The sequence below is a fragment of the Streptomyces sp. NPDC047079 genome, assembly GCF_040643755.1.
Lineage (GTDB): Bacteria > Actinomycetota > Actinomycetes > Streptomycetales > Streptomycetaceae > Streptomyces.
Window position 1 is genome coordinate 414632 of sequence record NZ_JBEYUZ010000001.1, and the last position, 19305, is coordinate 433936.

Genomic DNA, 19305 nt, shown 5'->3' on the forward strand with positions numbered 1-19305 from the left:
GGGCGACCGGACGCGGAAGGGGCCCCGGTCAACCGACCGGGGCCCCTTCGCCGTTGTGGCGCTGGGCGACGCCTCAGGCCTTGACGCGGACGTCGTTGCGGAGCTTGGCGGCGAGGTCGGCCGTCTGGGCGATGGTGCCCCCGTCACCCGAGGCCAGGGAGGCGAAGCTGAACGCCGTGACATCGGCGACGGTGCTGTGGTCGCCCCAGATGCAGATCGGCATGGTGACGCTCTTCGCGGCACCGGTGGTGGTGCCCGTCGCCGTGTCGTTCTCGAACTGGGCCACCTGGCACTTCATGACGGCGCCCGAGAAGCCGGACGGGTGGACCGCCTCCGGGCTGCCGAGCATCTTGCCCTTGCTCTTCTTGTCCTTCTCGGACTCCGACTTGATCTTCGCGAACATGGCGTCCACGACGGCTTCGGGATCGTCGATGGTGCCGTAGACGCCGCCGAAGGTGAGGTTCTTCGCCGACACGCCCGTGCCGTTCTGGTACCCGGCGCTGACGTCCTTGGGGTTCTTCACCCCCCACTTCGCGAAGTCCGCCAGGTCGTCGTGGCTCATGGCGTCCGGGGAGCCGCCGCTGTCCGCCTTCTTGTACGTGCCGTCGACGGCCGTGGCCGGGGCCGTCAGCTTGTGCGGGCCGTCGTCGGCGATCGAGCCGGCCCCGCTCCCCGATCCGCCGAGCACGAGATAGGCGCCCACCGCGATCGCGGCCACGACCGCCACCGCCGCGATGATCAGCACGGTCTTCTTCCTGCCGCCGCCCGGTGCCGGCGGCTGCGGCACGCCGTAGGGCTGCTGGCCGTACGGGGGCTGGCCGTAGGGCGGGGCCGGAGGCTGGCCGTGGGGCGGGGCGGGCGGCTGCTGCTGGGCGTACGGGTTCTGCTGGGGCGGGACACCCCCCGGGGCCTGCGGGGGATAGCCGCCACCCGGGGACGGCGGGGCCTGCGGGGGATAGCCGCCACCCGGCGACGGCGGGGCCTGCGGGGGATAGCCGCCACCCGGCGACGGCGGGGCCTGCGGGGGGTAGCCGTAGCCGGGCTGGGGTGCCTGCGGCGGCGGGCCGTAGGGGCCCGGCTGACCGTACGGTCCGGGCTGCTGGGGCTGTCCACCGTACGGGCCCGGCTGGTTGTGGCTCATCTTCTGGGGTCCCCTCCAGATGCCTATGCGTGTCCGCCATCCTGGCGCAAGCGGAGGGACCCGGGCATGCAGGGGCGTTCACCGTTACCGAAGAATCGCGTTTCGGGACGGGGTCGTGACACCCCTAAACTGACCCCGTGACCGAGAACGCTCAGCAGCAGCCATCAGCGCCCGCCACCGAACTGCCGACCCAGTACGCGCCGGCCGATGTGGAGGGGCCGCTGTACGAGCGCTGGGTAGAGCGCGGTTACTTCGAGGCGGACGAGAAGAGCGACAAGCCGCCCTACACCATCGTCATCCCGCCGCCGAACGTCACCGGCAGCCTGCACCTCGGGCACGCGTTCGAGCACACCCTCATCGACGCCCTGACCCGCCGCAAGCGCATGCAGGGCCATGAGACGCTGTGGCAGCCCGGCATGGACCACGCCGGCATCGCGACGCAGAACGTCGTGGAGCGGGAGCTCGGCAAGGAGGGCAAGTCGCGCCACGACCTCGGGCGCGAGGCCTTCGTCGAGCGCGTCTGGCAGTGGAAGGCCGAGTCCGGCGGACAGATCTCCGGGCAGATGCGGCGCCTCGGAGACGGCGTCGCCTGGTCCCGTGAGCGCTTCACCATGGACGAGGGCCTCTCCCAGGCCGTCCAGACCATCTTCAAGCGGCTCTACGACGACGAGCTGATCTACCGCGCCGAGCGCATCATCAACTGGTGCCCGCGCTGCCTCACCGCGATCTCCGACATCGAGGTCGAGTACCAGGACGACGACGGCGAGCTGGTCTCCATGAAATACGGCGAGGGGGACGAGACCATCGTCGTCGCCACGACCCGTGCCGAGACCATGCTCGGCGACACCGCCGTCGCGGTCCACCCCGACGACGAGCGCTACCGGCACCTGGTCGGCAAGCTCATCAAGCTGCCGCTGACCGACCGCTCCATCCCGGTCGTCGCGGACGAGCACGTCGACCCCGAGTTCGGCACCGGCGCCGTCAAGGTGACTCCGGCCCACGACCCGAACGACTTCGAGATCGGCCAGCGCCACGGTCTGCCCGCCATCACCGTGATGGACGAGCACGCGGTCATCACCGTCCACGGCCCCTTCCAGGGCCTGGACCGCTTCGAGGCCCGCTCCGCCATCGTCGCCGCCCTGCGCGCCGAGGGCCGGATCGTCTCCGAGAAGCGGCCCTACGTCCACTCGGTCGGCCACTGCTCGCGCTGCAAGACCACGATCGAGCCGCGCCTGTCCATGCAGTGGTGGGTCAAGGTCGGCCCGCTCGCGAAGGCCGCCGGTGACGCGGTCCGCGAGGGCAAGGTCAAGATCCATCCCCAGGAGATGGAGAAGCGGTACTTCGACTGGGTCGACAACCTCCACGACTGGTGCATCTCGCGGCAGTTGTGGTGGGGCCACCGCATCCCGGTCTGGTACGGGCCGAACGGCGAGGTCGTCTGCGTCGGACCGAACGAGGAGCCTCCGAGCGGCGAGGGCTGGCACCAGGACACCGACGTCCTCGACACCTGGTTCTCCTCGGGCCTGTGGCCGTTCTCCACGCTGGGCTGGCCCGAGCAGACCGAGAGCCTCGCGAAGTTCTACCCGAACTCCGTCCTGGTCACCGGGTACGACATCCTCTTCTTCTGGGTCGCCCGGATGATGATGTTCGGCCTCTACGCGATGGACGGCACCCCGCCGTTCCACACCATCGCCCTGCACGGCATGGTCCGCGACCAGTTCGGCAAGAAGATGTCGAAGTCCTTCGGCAACGCGGTCAATCCGCTGGACTGGATGGACAAGTACGGCTCCGACGCGCTGCGCTTCACCCTGGCCCGCGGCGCCAACCCGGGTGTCGACGTCCCGATCGGCGAGGACTGGGTCCAGGGCTCCCGCAACTTCGCCAACAAGATCTGGAACGCCACCCGGTTCGCGCTGATGAACGGCGCGACCGTCCAGGGCCCGCTGCCGGACGCCGCGAAGATGTCGGCCACGGACCGCTGGATCCTCTCCCGCCTCAACTCCGTGGTCGCCGAAGTCGACGCGCTGTACGACGACTTCCAGTTCGCCAAGCTGTCCGACGCCCTCTTCCACTTCGCCTGGGACGAGGTCTTCGACTGGTACGTCGAGCTGTCCAAGACGACCTTCCAGGCGGGCGGCGAGCCGGCCGAGGTCAGCAAGCGCGTCCTGGGCGAGGTCCTCGACGTCACGCTGAAGCTGCTGCACCCGATCGTCCCGTTCGTCACGGAGACGCTGTGGACCACCCTCACGGGCGGTGAGTCCGTCGTGATCGCCGACTGGCCGAAGGACAGCGGCTTCCGCGACGCCTCCGCCGAGAAGGAGATCGAGACCCTCCAGTCGGTCATCACCGAGGTCCGCCGCTTCCGCGCCGACCAGGGCCTCCAGCCCGGCCAGCGCGTCCCGGCCCGCCTCACCCTTGACGGCACGGCCCTGGCTCCCCACGAGGCCGCCATCCGCCAGCTCCTGCGCCTCCAGCCGGAGGGCGAGAACTTCACGGCCACCGCGACCCTGCCGGTCGCGGGCGCCACGGTCGCGCTGGACCTGTCCGGCACGATCGACGTGGCGGCGGAGCGCAAGCGGCTCGCGAAGGACCTCGCGGCGGCCGAGAAGGAGAAGGCCCAGGCCACCGCCAAACTCGGCAACGAGGCGTTCCTGGCGAAGGCCCCGGACCAGGTCGTGGAGAAGATCCGCACCCGGCTCGCCAAGGCGGAGGACGACATCGCACGCATCCAGGCCCAGCTGGACCGGCTTCCCGCCGCTTAACCAGAGCATTTCGTTCGGATCAGCCCGGGTCCGCGACGCCCGGCACGGCACCTCGCCGCGTTGTCGGGCCACCCGAGTGCATCCAGTACGCGGGAGGCCCTCCGCCTTGCGATGTCCCCCCGCTACCGCTGGGAGGTACCCCCGCACCGGACGCCGCGGCCTGATCCGAACGAAACCCACTGGCCGCCGGACGACAACCGAAGGCCCCCGGCACCTCAAGCACGGCTCCGGGGGCCTTCGCCGCGTTCGTCACCCGTCCTCCGTAGACTGGCCTCGTGAGTGACCTGCCCCAGCGCGACCCCAATGAGAGCGATCCCTTCGAAGAGATCGTCGCGGCCGAGACGGACCGGGATCCCGATCTCGCGGTGATCGAGGCCGGCAGCCGCACCCTGCGCACCCAGGGCGGCCCGCCGCAGACCGACGTGCCCGCGCGCCCGGCCGACCCCGAGGTCGACCAGGCCCTGCGCGAGGTCGAGGCCGAGCTGGCCACCCGCTGGGGCGAGACCAAGCTGGAGCCGTCCGTCGACCGTATCTCGGCCCTGATGGACGTCCTGGGGGAGCCGCAGCGCTCGTACCCGTCCATCCACATCACGGGCACCAACGGCAAGACCTCCACCGCCCGCATGATCGAGGCCCTCCTCGGCGCTTTCGAACTGCGCACCGGCCGGTACACGAGCCCGCACGTCCAGTCCATCACCGAGCGGATCAGCCTCGACGGTGCCCCCGTCTCCGCCGAGCGGTTCGTCGAGACGTACCACGACATCAAGCCGTACCTGGAGATGGTCGACTCCTCGCAGGAGTACCGCCTCTCCTTCTTCGAGGTCCTGACGGGCATGGCGTACGCCGCGTTCGCGGACGCGCCCGTCGACGTCGCGGTCGTCGAGGTCGGCATGGGCGGCAGCTGGGACGCCACCAACGTCATCGACGCGGACGTCGCCGTCATCACCCCCATCGACCTGGACCACACCGACCGGCTCGGCGGCACGCCCGGCGAGATCGCCGAGGAGAAGGCCGGCATCGTCAAGCAGGACGCCACCGTCATCCTGGCCCAGCAGCCGGTCGACGCCGCGCAGGTGCTGCTGAAGAAGGCCGTGGAGGTCGACGCGACGGTGGCCCGCGAGGGCCTGGAGTTCGGCATCGTCTCCCGGCAGGTCGCGGTGGGCGGCCAGCTCCTCACCCTGCGCGGCCTCGGCGGCGAGTACGACAACGTCTACCTGCCGCTGCACGGCGCCTACCAGGCCCACAACGCCGCCGTGGCGCTCGCCGCCGTCGAGGCGTTCTTCGGCGTGGGCTCCCAGCGCCCCGAGCCGCTCGACGCGGACACCGTCCGCAAGGCGTTCGCGTCGGTGTCGTCCCCGGGCCGTCTGGAGGTCGTACGCCGCTCCCCGGCCGTCGTCCTGGACGCCGCGCACAATCCGGCGGGCGCCCGCGCCACCGCCGAGGCGGTGAGCGAGGCGTTCGACTTCACCCGGCTGATCGGGGTCGTCGGCGCGAGCGCCGACAAGAACGTCCGGGGACTGCTGGAGGCGTTCGAGCCGATCTTCGCCGAGGTCGTGGTCACCCAGAACTCCAGCCACCGGGCGATGGACGCCGACGAGCTGGCCGCGATCGCCGTGGAGGTCTTCGGCGAGGAGCGGGTCCAGGTCGAGCCCCGGCTGCCCGACGCGCTCGAGGCCGCGATCACGCTCGCGGAGGAGGAAGGGGAGTACGCCGGCGCCGGCGTGCTCGTCACCGGCTCCGTCATCACCGTCGGCGAGGCCCGACTGCTCCTGGGGAAGGGCTGACTCTTTCGTGCGTACGCTGTGTGCTTCGACCCTGATCGGCGAGTTCTTCGTCATCGGCTTCGCGGGCCTGGTCGCCATGAAGGACCCGCACCTGTCCACGGCCACGGTCTGGACCGTCAGCGGCATCGCGATGGCGCTGAGCGTCCTGCTGTGCGGCCTCATCACCCGCCCCGGCGGCATCCAGCTGGGCTGGGCCCTTCAGATCGCGCTGGTCGCCTCCGGGTTCGTCGTGCCGACGATGTTCTTCATGGGCGCGATCTTCACGGCGCTGTGGTGGGCGTCGGTGCACTACGGAAAGAAGATCGACGAGGCGAAGGCCCGCTTCGCGGCGCTCCAGAGCAACGAGAGCAGCACGGCGGCGCCGTAGCCGGGCGGGGCGGGCCTCGACCTGACGCTGCGTGACGGTCACTCGGACCCGCGCTGTACCCTCTACGCACCGCACCACCCTGATGAAGGAGCCCTCTCGTGACCTCGCGCACCCTCGTCCTCCTCAAGCCCGACACCGTCCGTCGCGGGCTGATCGGCGAGATCATCAGCCGCATCGAGCGCAAGGACGGCTGGACCATCAGCGCGCTGGAGCTGCGCACCCTGGACCAGGACACGCTGGAGCAGCACTACGGCGAGCACAAGGGCAAGCCCTTCTACGAGCCGCTGGTGGAGTTCATGGCCTCCGGCCCGGTCGTGGCGCTCGTCGTGGAGGGTGAGCGGGTCATCGAGGGCATGCGCGCGCTGGCCGGGCCGACCGACCCGATCGCCGCCGCGCCCGGTTCGATCCGCGGCGACTACGGCGTGATCGTCCGCGAGAACCTGGTGCACGCCTCCGACTCGGCGGAGTCCGCGGAGCGGGAGCTGAAGATCTTCTTCCCGGGCCGTTTCTGAGCGTCGGACAGCTTCCCAGCGTCCGAATGGTGAACTTCAGATCTCGTCATGTGAATTTTTCTGAGGGTTTATCACGTCACTCGGACGCGTGACCAAGGACGACCGTGGAAACCGGCCGTACAAACCCGGCCGCTCCTTGGCATATGCGTGCCGTTCGGGGGAACGGCTACCCCCGAACGCCCGTCTCCAGGAGCGAGGCGGTACGTCATCTGATGACAATGGCGAAGACCCTCGCGCAGTGTTCCGTGCAGGCGAGACTACGATGTAAGCCTTCACGTCACAGCACCCACTTCGCCGCCCCAACGAAAGCCGTCACGCTCAACTTGGGAAGGCCAGACGAATTCTGATGGGGAACTCAATGTCGTTCATCGGCCGTGACATGGCTGTCGACCTCGGGACCGCCAACACGCTGGTGTACGTCAGGGGTCGCGGGATCGTCCTCAACGAGCCGTCCGTCGTCGCGATCAACACCAACACCGGTGGCATTCTCGCGGTCGGCGCGGAAGCGAAGAAGATGATCGGCCGGACGCCGGGCAACATCGTCGCCGTGCGCCCGCTCAAGGACGGTGTCATCGCCGACTTCGAGATCACCGAGCGGATGCTCCGCTACTTCATCCTGAAGATCCACAAGCGGCGGTATCTGGCTCGTCCGCGGGTCGTCGTCTGTGTGCCGTCGGGCATCACGGGCGTCGAGCGTCGCGCCGTGATCGAGGCGTCCTCCCAGGCCGGCGCCCGCCAGGTGCACATCATCGAGGAGCCCATGGCGGCGGCCATCGGCTCCGGCCTGCCGGTCCACGAGGCCACGGGCAACATGGTGGTGGACATCGGCGGCGGCACCACGGAGGTCGCCGTCATCTCGCTCGGCGGCATCGTCACCGCCCAGTCCATCCGTGTCGCGGGCGACGAACTGGACAATGCGATCATCCAGTACGTCAAGAAGGAGTACTCCCTCCTCCTGGGCGAGCGGACTGCCGAGCAGATCAAGATCACGATCGGTTCGGCGTACGACCTCGACGCTGACGAGCACACCGAAATCCGTGGCCGGGACCTGGTCTCGGGGCTGCCCAAGACCGTGGTCATCTCGGCGGCCGAGGTCCGCAAGGCCATCGAGGAACCGGTCAACGCCATCGTGGACGCGGTCAAGACGACCCTCGACAAGTGCCCTCCGGAGCTGTCCGGCGACGTCATGGACCGCGGCATCGTCCTCACCGGCGGCGGCGCCCTGCTGCGCGGCCTCGACGAGCGGCTGCGCCGGGAGACCGGCATGCCGATCCATATCGCCGAGGACCCGCTGGACAGCGTCGCGCTCGGCTCGGGCAAGTGCGTCGAGGAGTTCGAGGCGCTCCAGCAGGTGCTGGACGCCCAGCCCCGCAGATGAGGCGGCGCGCCGATTCCGCCGTACGAGACGATCTCTCCTCGTGCGGCGGATCGTTGATATAGAGGCATAAGCTCCCCCCAAACCACCCCGGTTCCGCTACACATTCCGACGAGGAAGGCACGGCCGCCGCACGTGAGGGACACACGAGAGAGCCGGCTGCTCCTGGTGCTGCTGATCGCCATCGCGTTCGCTCTGATCACGGTGGACATCCGCGGCGGCCAGGACTCACCGGTCGAAGGTGCCCGCCAGGCCGCCGCCACGGTCTTCGGCCCGATCGAGAGCGGGGTGTCGTCCGCCGTCGACCCCGTCGGCAACGCGGTCGCTGCCGTACGCGACTCCGGCAGGCGGCACGACCGTATCGCCCAACTCGAGCAGTCCAACGCCGCGTTGAAGGCCAAGCTGGGCAGCGACGACCGCAACCGCAGCCGCCTCAGGCAGCTCGACAACATGATCCGGGTGGCGGGCGAGGGACAGTACGGCATCAAGGGTGCCGAGGTCATCGCGATAGGAGCGGCCCAGGGGTTCTCCTGGACGGTCACCATCGACGTGGGCGCGAGGGACGGCATCAAGCGCGACATGACCGTCCTCAACGGCGCAGGGCTGGTCGGCCGCGTCACCACCGTCGGCCCGGACACCTCCACCGTGCTGCTGGCCAACGACCCCGACTTCACCGTGGGCACCCGTATGGAAGGCAGTGACGAACTCGGGTTCGCCGCCGGGCAGGGCGACCGCCCGCTGCGTGTCCAGCTCCTCAACGGCAAGGCCGACGTGAAGAAGGGCGACCGCCTCGTCACCTTCGGCTCCGAGGCCGACAGGCCGTTCGTGCCCGGTGTCCCGGTCGGCGTGGTCTCCCGTGTCGACCCGTCGGGCGGCGGTCTGACCCGCACGGTCTATGTGAAGCCGTTCGTGTCCTTCAGCAGCCTCGACATCGTCGGCGTCGTCGTCCAGGCGCCGAAGAAGGACCCGCGCGACACCGTCCTGCCCCCGAAGCCCCAGCCGACGCCCACCCCGACCGTGACCGTTACCGTCACGCCCTCGGCGTCCAACGACGTTCAGCAGTAGACGCCCTAGGAGCCGAACCAGATGCGCCTCAACCGGATGCTGCTCTCCACCGCCCTGGTGATCGTCGCCCTGGTGATCCAGGTGTGCGTCCTCGCACGCCTGCATCTGCCCGGTGCCGTCCCGGACCTGGTGCTCCTGACCGTCGTCGCCCTCGCCCTGGTCTACGGCCACGTCGGCGGCTGTCTCATCGGCTTCGGCGTCGGCCTGCTCTCCGACCTGGCCCCGCCCGCCGACCACGCCGCCGGCCGCTACGCGCTCGTCCTGTGCGTCATCGGCTACCTCGCCGGACTCGCCCGGCCCGACAAGGGCCGCCTGAAGTCCGCCAGCGGCCCGATGGCCGTGGTGGTCGCCGCCGCGATCGGCTCCACCCTGCTGTACGCGGGGGTGGGCGCCCTCGTCGGCGACACCGCCGCCCGCCATGTGGGCCTCACCAGCCTGCTGCTCACGGCCGCCGTGTACGACCTGCTGCTCGCGCCCTTCGTGGTGCCCGGGATCATGGCGCTGGCCCGCCGCGTCGACAACGACCCGCTCGCGGAGACCAGCTCCGCCAAGGCGGCCGACGTCTCCTCCGGCTGGCTCTCCTCCGGCACCGGACTGCGCATCGGCAGCCAGCGCGGGGTGCTGCGGGTCAAGGCGGCCAGGGCGCGGATGGCCCGGGCGGGACGCATCAAGGGGGTCAAGCGCCTGTGACCACCACGGAGTCGGCCGTCCGGCCCCACAGGCCGGCCGTGTACTCGTATGACGCGCATGTGCAGACAGCGGGGGCGGCGGCAGTGACCCACACCCAGCCGTTCCCCGCGACCACCCTCGACTTCAGTGGGCTTCGCCGATGACTAACATCCCCGAGACCGGACGGACCCCCCGAGTCCAGATCCGGCTGGTCGTCATCCAAATCCTCGTCCTCTCCCTCCTCGGCACCCTCGGCGCCCGCCTCTGGTACCTCCAGATCCGCAACGGCTCCGAGTACGCCAAGGAGGCCTCCGGCAACCACGTCCAGCAGGTCGTCCAGCCCGCCGTGCGCGGCGAGATCCTGGACGCGCGGGGCGTCCCGATCGCCGACAACGAGACCCGGCTGGTGGTCTCCGCCTCCCGCACCGACCTGCTGAAGATGAAGGACGACGGCAAGGCGGTCCTGAGCAAGCTGGCCGGCGTCCTCGGCATGAAGCCGCAGGACGTCATGGACAGGGTCCGCCTGTGCGACTCCAAGACGCCGCAGCCCTGCTGGAACGGCTCCCCGTACCAGCCGATCCCCATCACCGACGAGGCCACCCCCCGTCAGGCCCTGCAGATCCGCGAACGGTCCGAGGACTTCCCCGGCATCACCGCCGAGCCCGAGGCCGTGCGCCGCTACCCGAGCCCCGGCGAGGCCAACACCGCCCAGGTCCTCGGCTACCTCTCGCCCGTCACCGACGACGAGATCCAGAAGGCCAAGGACACCGACTCGCCCTATCTGCGCTCCGACATGGTCGGCCGCTCGGGACTCGAGCGCCAGTACGACAAAGTGCTGCGCGGCAAGGCGGGCGTCACCCGCTACGAGGTCGACAACCTCGGCCGGGTCATCGGCAAGGCCGAGAGCGACGGCGCCGAGCCCGGCTCCAACCTGGTCACCAGCATCGACGCGCGCGTCCAGCGGGTCGCCGAGTACGAACTCGACGCGGCGATGAAGGCCGCCCGCAACCAGTTCGACAAGATCACCGGTGAGAACTACAAGGCGGACTCCGGTGCCGTCGTGGTGATGGAGGCCAAGACCGGCCGGATCGTCGCCATGGCCTCCGCCCCGACCTACGACCCGAACGTCTGGGTCGGCGGCATCTCCGCCAAGGACTACCAGCAACTCACCGGCAAGGACTCCGACTACCCGCTGCTCAACCGGGCCATCCAGGGCCAGTCGGCGCCCGGCTCCACCTTCAAGGTGGTCTCCACCGCCGCGGCGATCGAGGCCGGCTACCCCTTCGACGGCCACTACCCGTGCACCAGCTCGTACTCGGTCGGCGGACAGGTCTTCAAGAACTTCGAGGGCGAGAACTTCGGCCCGATCTCGCTCGGCCGCGCCCTCGAGGTCTCCTGCGACACCGTCTTCTACGGCCTCGCGGACAACGAGTGGAAGAAGGACGGCGGCATCAACCCCAAGAAGGGGCAGCCCAAGGACTACTTCTTCAAGGCCGCCCACCAGTTCGGCCTCGGCAAGACCACCGGCATCGACCTGCCCAACGAGGTCACCGGCCGCGTCCCCGACCGGCAGTGGAAGGAGAAGTACTGGCAGGCCAACAAGGACGCCTGGTGCAAGACCGGCAAGAAGGACGGCGACTACGTCCAGAAGATCGCGTACGAGAACTGCCTCGAGGGCAACAAGATGCGCGAGGGTGACGCGATCAACTACTCCATCGGCCAGGGCGACACACTCGTGACCCCCATCCAGCAGGCCGTCGTCTACTCGGCGATCTCCAACGGCGGCACCCTGTGGAACCCGAGCATCGGCAAGGCGATCGTCAGCCCCGACGGCAAGCGCGTCACCGAGATCAAGCCCAGGTCGCACGGCAGGCTGCCGATCGACAGCAAGACGCGGGACGTCATGGAAGAGGCACTCGCGGGCGTCGTCACCCGCGGTACGGCCGCCTGGAAGTTCGGCGGCTGGCCGCAGGACAAGATCCCGCTGCACGCCAAGACCGGTACCGCCGAGGTCTACGGCAAGCAGACCACGTCCTGGCTGTCCACGTTCTCCGATGACTACGCCGTGGTCATGACCATCTCCCAGGCCGGTACGGGCTCCGGCGCCTCCGGTGAGGCCGTGCACAACATCTACAACGCCCTGTACGGAGTCCAGAAGGACGGCTCGATCGACAAGAGCAAAGCCCTGCTTCCCACCCCGCAGCAGACCCTGCCCAAGATCCGCCCCGATGGCTCGATCGAGTCTCAGAAGGTCGACAAGTACGACCCCAACGCCGACCAGGCGAGCCAGCAGGACCAGCAGAACACGCCCACCGACAACCCGTCGGCCACCGTGCCCTCGCCCACCGCGAGCAACCGCCGCACCGCACGGCAATCGGCCCGCCCCAGGAAGAGGCGGAGGATCCTCACATGACCGGAGCGAACAACTTCTCCGTCTCCGGGTACGGCCCCGACCGGGCGAGCTGGACGCGCATCTTCGCCCGCGACGGCCTGGCCCGCCGACTCGACTGGCCGATACTGCTGTCGGCCACGGCCCTGTCCCTGATCGGCACCGCCCTGGTCTACTCGGCGACCCGCAACCGCACCGAGATCAACCAAGGCGACCCGTACTACTTCCTGATCCGTCACCTGATGAACACCGGCATCGGACTCGCCCTGATGATCGGCACGGTCTGGCTCGGCCACCGCACCCTGCGCACGGCCGTACCGATCCTGTACGGCATCTCCGTCCTCCTGATCCTGCTGGTGCTCACCCCGCTCGGTGCGACGGTCAACGGCGCGCACGCGTGGATCGTCTTCGGCGGCGGCTTCTCCCTCCAGCCCTCCGAGTTCGTGAAGATCACGATCATCCTGGGCATGGCGATGCTGCTCGCCGCCCGGGTCGACGCGGGCGACAGGCCCTACCCCGACCACCGGACCGTGGCGCAGGCCCTGGGTCTGGCCGCCGTTCCGATGCTGATCGTGATGCTCATGCCCGACCTGGGCTCGGTCATGGTCATGGTGATCATCGTGCTGGGCGTGCTGCTCGCCTCCGGCGCCTCCAACCGCTGGGTGTTCGGCCTGCTCGGCGCGGGCGCCCTGGGCGCGGTCGCCATATGGCAGCTGCACATCCTGGACGAGTACCAGATCAACCGCTTCGCCGCCTTCGCCAACCCCGACCTCGACCCGGCGGGCGTCGGCTACAACACCAATCAGGCCCGTATCGCGATCGGCTCCGGCGGACTCACCGGCGCGGGCCTCTTCCACGGCTCCCAGACCACCGGCCAGTTCGTGCCCGAACAGCAGACCGACTTCGTGTTCACGGTCGCGGGCGAGGAGCTGGGCTTCATCGGCGCCGGTCTGATCGTCCTGCTGCTCGGTGTGGTCCTGTGGCGGGCCTGCCGGATCGCCCGCGAGACGACCGAGCTGTACGGCACCATCGTCGCGGCGGGCATCATCGCCTGGTTCGCCTTCCAGTCCTTCGAGAACATCGGCATGACCCTCGGCATCATGCCGGTGGCGGGCCTGCCCCTGCCGTTCGTCTCGTACGGCGGCTCCTCCATGTTCGCCGTCTGGATAGCGGTGGGACTGTTGCAGTCGATCCGGGTGCAGCGGCCGATGTCGGCGTAGGGGGCGGAGTCCCCTTCCGGCCGAGGACCGGGGCGTTCGGCGGAGGGGCGGGTTCCAGACGAAGGCCGGAGGGCTCTGCCCTACCGGTCCGATTGCCGTTAGATTCAGTCCATGGCGGACACAAAACGCGAAATCGAGCGCAAATATGAGGCCGCAACCGGGGACGCGCTGCCCGACCTCACCGCCGTGGGCGGCGTCTTCGCCGTCATCGACAAGGGCAACGCCCAACTCGACGCCACCTACTACGACACGCCCGACGCACGACTGGCCGGCGCCTCCCTGACCCTTCGCCGCCGCACCGGCGGCGCCGACGCCGGCTGGCACCTCAAGCTGCCCGTCGCCGACGGCGTACGCGACGAGGTCCGCGCCCCGCTTTCCGACACCGTCCCCCCGTACCTCTCCGGCCTCGTCCGCTCCCGCATCCGGGAAGCCGAACTCGTCCCCGTCGTCCGGCTCCGCTCCTCCCGGGACATCCGCCACCTCGTCGACGCCGACGGCACCCTGCTCGCCGAGGTCAGCCTCGACCGGGTGCACGCCGAGCGGCTCAGCGGCGGCACGGGCACCGCCGACTGGACCGAGATAGAGGTCGAACTCGCGGACGACGGCGACCCCGCCTTCCTCGACAAGGTCGACAAGAAGCTCCGCAAGGCGGGCGTCATCCGCTCCTCGGCCCCGTCCAAACTGTCCAGGGCGCTGGAGGAGACCGCCGGCCGCCCCGAGCCCACCGCCACCGGCAAGCGGCGGCCGCCGCCCGCTCCGGCCGGTCACCCACAGCCACCCGTCACCGCGGGCGACCACGTCCTCGCCTACGCCCGCGCCCAGCGTGACGCCATCGTCGAACTCGACCCCGCGGTGCGGCGCGACGTCCACGACTCCGTGCACTCCATGCGCGTCGCGACCCGCCGGCTCCGCAGCACGTTCCGCTCCTTCGGCAAGGTCCTCGACCGCCGGGTCACCGACCGGATCGCCGACGAGCTGAAGTGGCTGGCCGGGGAACTGGGTGTCGACCGCGACCAGGAGGTCCTCACCGAGCACCTGACGGCCGCCGTGTCCGCACTGCCCCGGCCCCTCGTCACCGGCCCCGTCCGCAATCGCCTGCGCACCTGGTCCGACGCCCGCCGCGGCGGCTCCCGGAGCCGTCTGATCACCGTCCTGGACAGCGAGCGCTATCTGAACCTGCTGAACGCGCTCGACACCCTGATCGCCGACCCGCCTCTGCTGAAGGCGGCCGCCAAGGACCCGGCGAAGGTGCTTGCCAAGGCCGTACGCAAGGACTTCCAGAAGGTCGCCGACCTCGTCGGCCGGGCCCTGGACCTGCCCCCGGGGCACGACCGTGACGTCGCGATGCACGAGGCGCGCAAGAAGGCCAAGCGCACCCGGTACGCGGCCGAGGCAGCCGCACCGGCGCTGGGCAGCCCCGCCCAGGCCCTGGTCAAGTCGATGAAGTCGCTGCAGACCCTGCTCGGCGAGCACCAGGACAGCGTGATGGCCCGCGACGCCCTGCTGGAACTGTCGGCCCGGGCACACGCGGCCGGCGAAAGCACCTTCACCTACGGCGTTCTCTACGGGCGCCAGGAGCAGCGAGCGGCGGCAGCGGAGGCGGCACTGCCGCAGACGTGGCGGACGGTGCGAGCCGAGACGGCCATCTGACGGGCATCTTGCACAGGGCGGGAGGGGCTCGGCTCCGCCCCGGAGGTCGGGCGTCGGGCTGTCCGGGCCGTCCGGCGAGGAGCCGGGGGCGCGTTACGCTAGATGGTCACCCCTATCAGTTCCTCCAGCTCACGAAAGTCGCGAGATGTCTGCCGAAGCCGCTGTATCGGTGTTCCCGCAGCTCGAAGCTCTGCTCCCGCATGTGCAGAAGCCGATCCAGTACGTCGGCGGTGAGCTGAACTCCACCGTCAAGCCGTGGGGCTCCTGTGACGTCCGCTGGGCGCTCATGTACCCCGACGCGTACGAGGTCGGCCTGCCCAACCAGGGCGTCATGATCCTCTACGAGGTCCTGAACGAGCAGGAGGGCGTCCTCGCCGAGCGCACCTACAGCGTGTGGCCGGACCTGGAGGCCCTGATGCGGGAGCACGGCGTCCCGCAGTTCACCGTGGACAGTCACCGCCCGGTGAAGGCCTTCGACGTCCTCGGCCTGTCCTTCTCCACCGAGCTGGGCTACACGAACATGCTCACGGCCCTGGACCTGGCGGGCATCCCGCTGGAGTCCAGGGACCGCACCATCGACGACCCGATCGTTCTTGCGGGCGGCCACGCGGCCTTCAACCCCGAGCCGATCGCCGACTTCATCGACTGCGCGGTGATCGGCGACGGGGAGCAGGCCGTCCTGGAGATCACCAAGATCGTCCGCGCCTGGAAGGAGGAGGGCCGCCCGGGTGGCCGCGAGGGACTCCTCTTCCGCCTGGCGAAGACCGGCGGCGTCTACGTCCCGGCCTTCTACGACGTCGAGTACCTCCCCGACGGCCGTATCGGCCGCGTCGTCCCCAACAAGTCGGGTGTCCCGTGGCGCGTGTCCAAGCACACGGTCATGGACCTCGACGAGTGGCCGTACCCGAAGCAGCCCCTCGTCCCCCTCGCGGAGACGGTCCACGAGCGCATGTCCGTCGAGATCTTCCGCGGCTGTACGCGCGGCTGCCGCTTCTGCCAGGCGGGCATGATCACCCGTCCCGTGCGCGAGCGCTCCATCACGGGCATCGGCGAGATGGTCGACAAGGGTCTGAGGGCGACGGGCTTCGAGGAGGTCGGTCTGCTCTCCCTCTCCTCCGCGGACCACTCCGAGATCGGCGACATCGCCAAGGGCCTCGCGGACCGCTACGAGGAGGACAAGATCGGCCTGTCTCTCCCCTCGACCCGCGTGGACGCCTTCAACATCGACCTGGCGAACGAGCTCACGCGCAACGGCCGCCGCTCGGGCCTGACCTTCGCCCCCGAGGGCGGCTCCGAGCGTATCCGCAAGGTCATCAACAAGATGGTCTCGGAAGAGGACCTGATCAGGACGGTCGCCACGGCGTACGGCAACGGCTGGCGCCAGGTGAAGCTGTACTTCATGTGCGGCCTGCCCACGGAGACCGACGAGGACGTCCTCCAGATCGCCGACATGGCCACGCACGTGATCCAGAAGGGCCGCGAGGTCTCCGGCTCGGGCGACATCCGCTGCACGGTCTCGATCGGCGGCTTCGTCCCCAAGCCCCACACCCCCTTCCAGTGGGCGCCGCAGCTGTCGGCGGAGGAGACGGACGCGCGTCTCGAAAAACTCCGCGACAAGATCCGCGGCGACAAGAAGTACGGCCGCTCGATCGGCTTCCGCTACCACGACGGCAAGCCCGGCATCGTCGAGGGCCTGCTGTCGCGGGGCGACAGGCGGGTGGGCGCGGTCATCCGCGCCGTCTACGACGACGGTGGCCGCTTCGACGGCTGGCGCGAGCACTTCTCGTACGACCGCTGGATGGCCTGCGCGGACAAGGCGCTGGCCCCCTACGGCGTGGACGTCGACTGGTACACCACCCGCGAGCGCACCTATGAGGAAGTCCTCCCCTGGGACCACCTCGACTCGGGCCTCGACAAGGACTGGCTCTGGGAGGACTGGCAGGACGCCCTCGACGAGACGGAGGTCGAGGACTGCCGCTGGACGCCGTGCTTCGACTGCGGCGTGTGCCCGCAGATGGACACGGCCATTCAGATCGGCCCGACCGGCAAGAAGTTGCTGCCGCTGACGGTCAAGAACGGTGGTCAGGCGCCTGCTTCGAGTGGTCACTCGCACTGACGTGAGCGGGGCACTCGATCGGGTGCTGGAGGCGCTGGCGGGGGTGAGCGAGGACGAGGTGACCACGGACTCGATCCGGAAAGTCCTGCGGGCGCTGCGGGAGGCTTCGCGACTGACCGGTGACGCGGTGGCCCGCAGGGCGTCCATGTCTGCGGGAGAGCTCTCGAAGATCGAGAACGGCAGGACCCTGCCAGCCGCCCGCGCTACCGGAGGAGACCAGGGCTCGAACAGTGGCTGCCAGGCTGGAGCGGCAGGCGACGCTCTACGAAGACGGCCGATCGTTCCACTTCGTCATCTGCGAACACGTCCTGCGGGGCCGTCATGGCTACCCACGTCAACCCTGAGACGGAAGTTTGGAGACGGGTTTTGAACAGTGCTGCGCCCCCTTCCGGGGCGCCTGCCGTCTCGCCTCACAAACCTTGGTCTCCGAGACACCCTGTCGTGATCACTCTCCGCGTTGCCCATGGCCGCGTCCCGTGCTGGGCAACCTTTCTGCCGTGTGGGCTGTCATGCCGACATGCTCCTCTCGTCCGAAGATGCAGGTATTTGGATCCTGCCCATGGTGTTCCTGTTCGGGGTGGCCGTCGTCTCGCCGATCGCCTGCGTGGTACTTGCCGGGCGAGTCGTCCTGCGTATCGCACGGTCTGCGGCTGCGGGTGACGCCTGGGCTGCGTTCACACCCGGAACGTGGCTGCTCGCCGCAGGATCGGGCGCGCTTGGCGCGGGGTGCCAGTTCTCGGCCTCGCTGTTCGACAGGCCAGCCACATGGGTCGAGTCCGCGAGCTTCGTCTGTGGGTGTTTCGCCCTGGCGGCTGGGGCAATGGCAGCGTTCACGGCAGCCCTCGACTGGCGCCTCAAGGACGGTGCAAACCGTTCGCGAGGCCCACGTCAGCCTGCACGCCCCAGACGGCAGAGGGGGGTATGACCTGCGGGGCCGCAACTGTGAGGACAAAAAGAAAAGAGAGGGAGCAAACGTTCTCGCAGGTCACCGCCCATGCCGTTACACGTGCGGCGTGTGCTGACTACACGTGCGGCGTGTGATCACCGGTCCTGGTGGATGCGGCAGGGAACGAGGTCCCCGGTGCCCGCACAAGCGCGGCACGCACTTGCCGGGCGTCAGCGACGCCGGGCGATGGTCACCCCGTCGCGCACCGGCAGCATCAGCGAGTCCACCCGCTCATCGGCCGTGATCAGTTCAGCCGCCGCCAGAGCCCGAGCCATAGAGCGCAGCGATGTCCTTGGATGTCGCCCACCGGCTGTAGGTGGGCGACTGAGGCCAGCCCTCGGGCGAGTCCTGCCATTCCTCCTGCCGTCCGTACGGGAGGACATCGATCAGCCCGAAGGTGTGACTGAGCTGCTCGGTACCCCGACCGTTGGTGTGCCAGGTGCGATAGACAGTGTCGCCGTCGCGCAGGAACACGTTGACCGCGAATCCTCCGTCGGGCGGTGCGCCGACGTCGGCCCCGAATGGGCTGTTGGCAGTCGAGTACCACGCCATCTGGTTGCCGACCCGCTGTTTGTAGGCGAGTGCCTCTTTGATCGGGCCCTGGGTGACGATGACGAATCGCGCGTCGTAGTTGTCCAAGAACTCCAGGCGGGTGTACTGCGAGGTGAATCCCGTGCAGCCCGGGCACTGCCATTCCTCGCCGGCGAACCACATGTGGTTGTAGACGATCAGTTGCCTCTTGCCTTCGAAGACGTCCGCCAGTCGAACGAGGCCGTCCTCGCCCTCGAGGGTGTAATCGGGCATCTCGACCATGGGCAGGCGGCGACGCTCGGCGGCGATGGCGTCGAGTTCCCGCGTCACGGCCTTCTCGCGGGCCCGCAGTGCCTCGAGCCGGCGCTCCCAGGTTGCGGCGTCGACGACGGGTGGTAGTGCGTGGGTGGTCATGGTCCCCTCACAGAGCTCGTGCGCAGCTTTCGCTTTGTGCAGAGGTAGACGGATCCGGGCTCCGGAACTCATCGGTCACCACCGCTGCGGCGCCATCGCTGAGGCTTTGGCCGACGTCACCGGAGGAAGAGGCGGTGGAGCTGCTGAGCGTGCTCGGTTCGCGGCGGGGGCGGCAGCGGTTGGCGCAGAGAGCGCCTGGAACGCCAATGCCGCCGCCTGCGGGCTCATCCACCGTCGATTCCGTGGGGGAGTGGGGTGTGACGCCTGGCACGAATCACGCCCGGCACGATGTCCGCTGGTATCGCTCGACAGTGATGGGGCGATGGGGTAGCCGATTGCCGTGCCTTCCTGAACGACGTCCTTG

14 protein-coding genes and 1 pseudogene are annotated in these 19305 nt (G+C 69.3%); 13 read left to right on the plus strand and 2 right to left on the minus strand.

Annotated features, from left to right (window positions below):
- Positions 1-73: 73 nt before the first annotated feature.
- A complete protein-coding gene (locus ABZ823_RS01835; protein WP_361652561.1) occupies positions 74-1141 on the minus strand; it encodes a hypothetical protein in 1068 nt (355 codons plus the stop codon).
- Between the two features lie 137 nt (positions 1142-1278).
- On the opposite strand from ABZ823_RS01835, the gene ABZ823_RS01840 reads away from it, so the two are divergent.
- The 13 genes and pseudogenes from ABZ823_RS01840 (at position 1279) to ABZ823_RS01900 (ending at position 17394) form a co-directional block, all read left to right on the plus strand.
- Entirely contained in the window at positions 1279-3903 is a 2625-nt protein-coding gene (locus ABZ823_RS01840; protein ID WP_361652563.1) for a valine--tRNA ligase, read from the plus strand.
- A 275-nt stretch (positions 3904-4178) separates the two neighbouring features.
- A complete protein-coding gene (locus ABZ823_RS01845) occupies positions 4179-5687 on the plus strand; it encodes a folylpolyglutamate synthase/dihydrofolate synthase family protein (RefSeq protein ID WP_361652565.1) in 1509 nt (502 codons plus the stop codon).
- Positions 5688-5694: 7 nt separating this feature from the next.
- Positions 5695-6054, plus strand: a complete 360-nt coding sequence (locus tag ABZ823_RS01850) for a DUF4233 domain-containing protein (protein WP_361652567.1) — start codon at positions 5695-5697, stop codon at positions 6052-6054.
- Between the two features lie 98 nt (positions 6055-6152).
- Positions 6153-6566, plus strand: coding sequence for a nucleoside-diphosphate kinase (gene ndk, locus ABZ823_RS01855; RefSeq protein WP_361652569.1), 414 nt, complete (start codon positions 6153-6155; stop codon positions 6564-6566).
- 358 nt (positions 6567-6924) lie between these two features.
- Positions 6925-7944 carry a rod shape-determining protein gene (locus ABZ823_RS01860; RefSeq protein ID WP_234515679.1) on the plus strand — a complete coding sequence of 340 codons (1020 nt, stop codon included), beginning with the start codon at positions 6925-6927 and terminating at the stop codon, positions 7942-7944.
- Positions 7945-8076: 132 nt separating this feature from the next.
- Positions 8077-9006, plus strand: coding sequence for a rod shape-determining protein MreC (gene mreC, locus ABZ823_RS01865; RefSeq protein ID WP_361652572.1), 930 nt, complete (start codon positions 8077-8079; stop codon positions 9004-9006).
- A 21-nt stretch (positions 9007-9027) separates the two neighbouring features.
- Entirely contained in the window at positions 9028-9696 is a 669-nt protein-coding gene (mreD, locus tag ABZ823_RS01870; RefSeq protein WP_361652574.1) for a rod shape-determining protein MreD, read from the plus strand.
- Between the two features lie 139 nt (positions 9697-9835).
- Positions 9836-12088, plus strand: a complete 2253-nt coding sequence (mrdA, locus tag ABZ823_RS01875; RefSeq protein WP_361652576.1) for a penicillin-binding protein 2 — start codon at positions 9836-9838, stop codon at positions 12086-12088.
- Complete coding sequence (gene rodA, locus ABZ823_RS01880) at positions 12085-13284, plus strand: rod shape-determining protein RodA (protein ID WP_361652578.1); 1200 nt, start codon at positions 12085-12087, stop codon at positions 13282-13284. Before mrdA ends, rodA begins: the two co-directional genes overlap by 4 nt.
- 111 nt (positions 13285-13395) lie before the next feature.
- Positions 13396-14934 carry a CYTH and CHAD domain-containing protein gene (locus ABZ823_RS01885; protein WP_361652580.1) on the plus strand — a complete coding sequence of 513 codons (1539 nt, stop codon included), beginning with the start codon at positions 13396-13398 and terminating at the stop codon, positions 14932-14934.
- A gap of 145 nt (positions 14935-15079) precedes the next feature.
- Positions 15080-17050, plus strand: coding sequence for a TIGR03960 family B12-binding radical SAM protein (locus ABZ823_RS01890; protein WP_361652582.1), 1971 nt, complete (start codon positions 15080-15082; stop codon positions 17048-17050).
- A gap of 43 nt (positions 17051-17093) precedes the next feature.
- Positions 17094-17240 (plus strand): annotated as a pseudogene (locus tag ABZ823_RS01895) (helix-turn-helix transcriptional regulator); the annotation flags it as partial.
- Positions 17170-17394, plus strand: a complete 225-nt coding sequence (locus ABZ823_RS01900; RefSeq protein WP_361652849.1) for a Scr1 family TA system antitoxin-like transcriptional regulator — start codon at positions 17170-17172, stop codon at positions 17392-17394. The pseudogene ABZ823_RS01895 and the gene ABZ823_RS01900, both read left to right, overlap by 71 nt.
- A gap of 851 nt (positions 17395-18245) precedes the next feature.
- On the opposite strand, the gene ABZ823_RS01905 is transcribed toward ABZ823_RS01900, so the two are convergent.
- Positions 18246-18941, minus strand: a complete 696-nt coding sequence (locus ABZ823_RS01905) for a DUF899 family protein (protein WP_361652584.1) — start codon at positions 18939-18941, stop codon at positions 18246-18248.
- Positions 18942-19305: the final 364 nt, after the last annotated feature.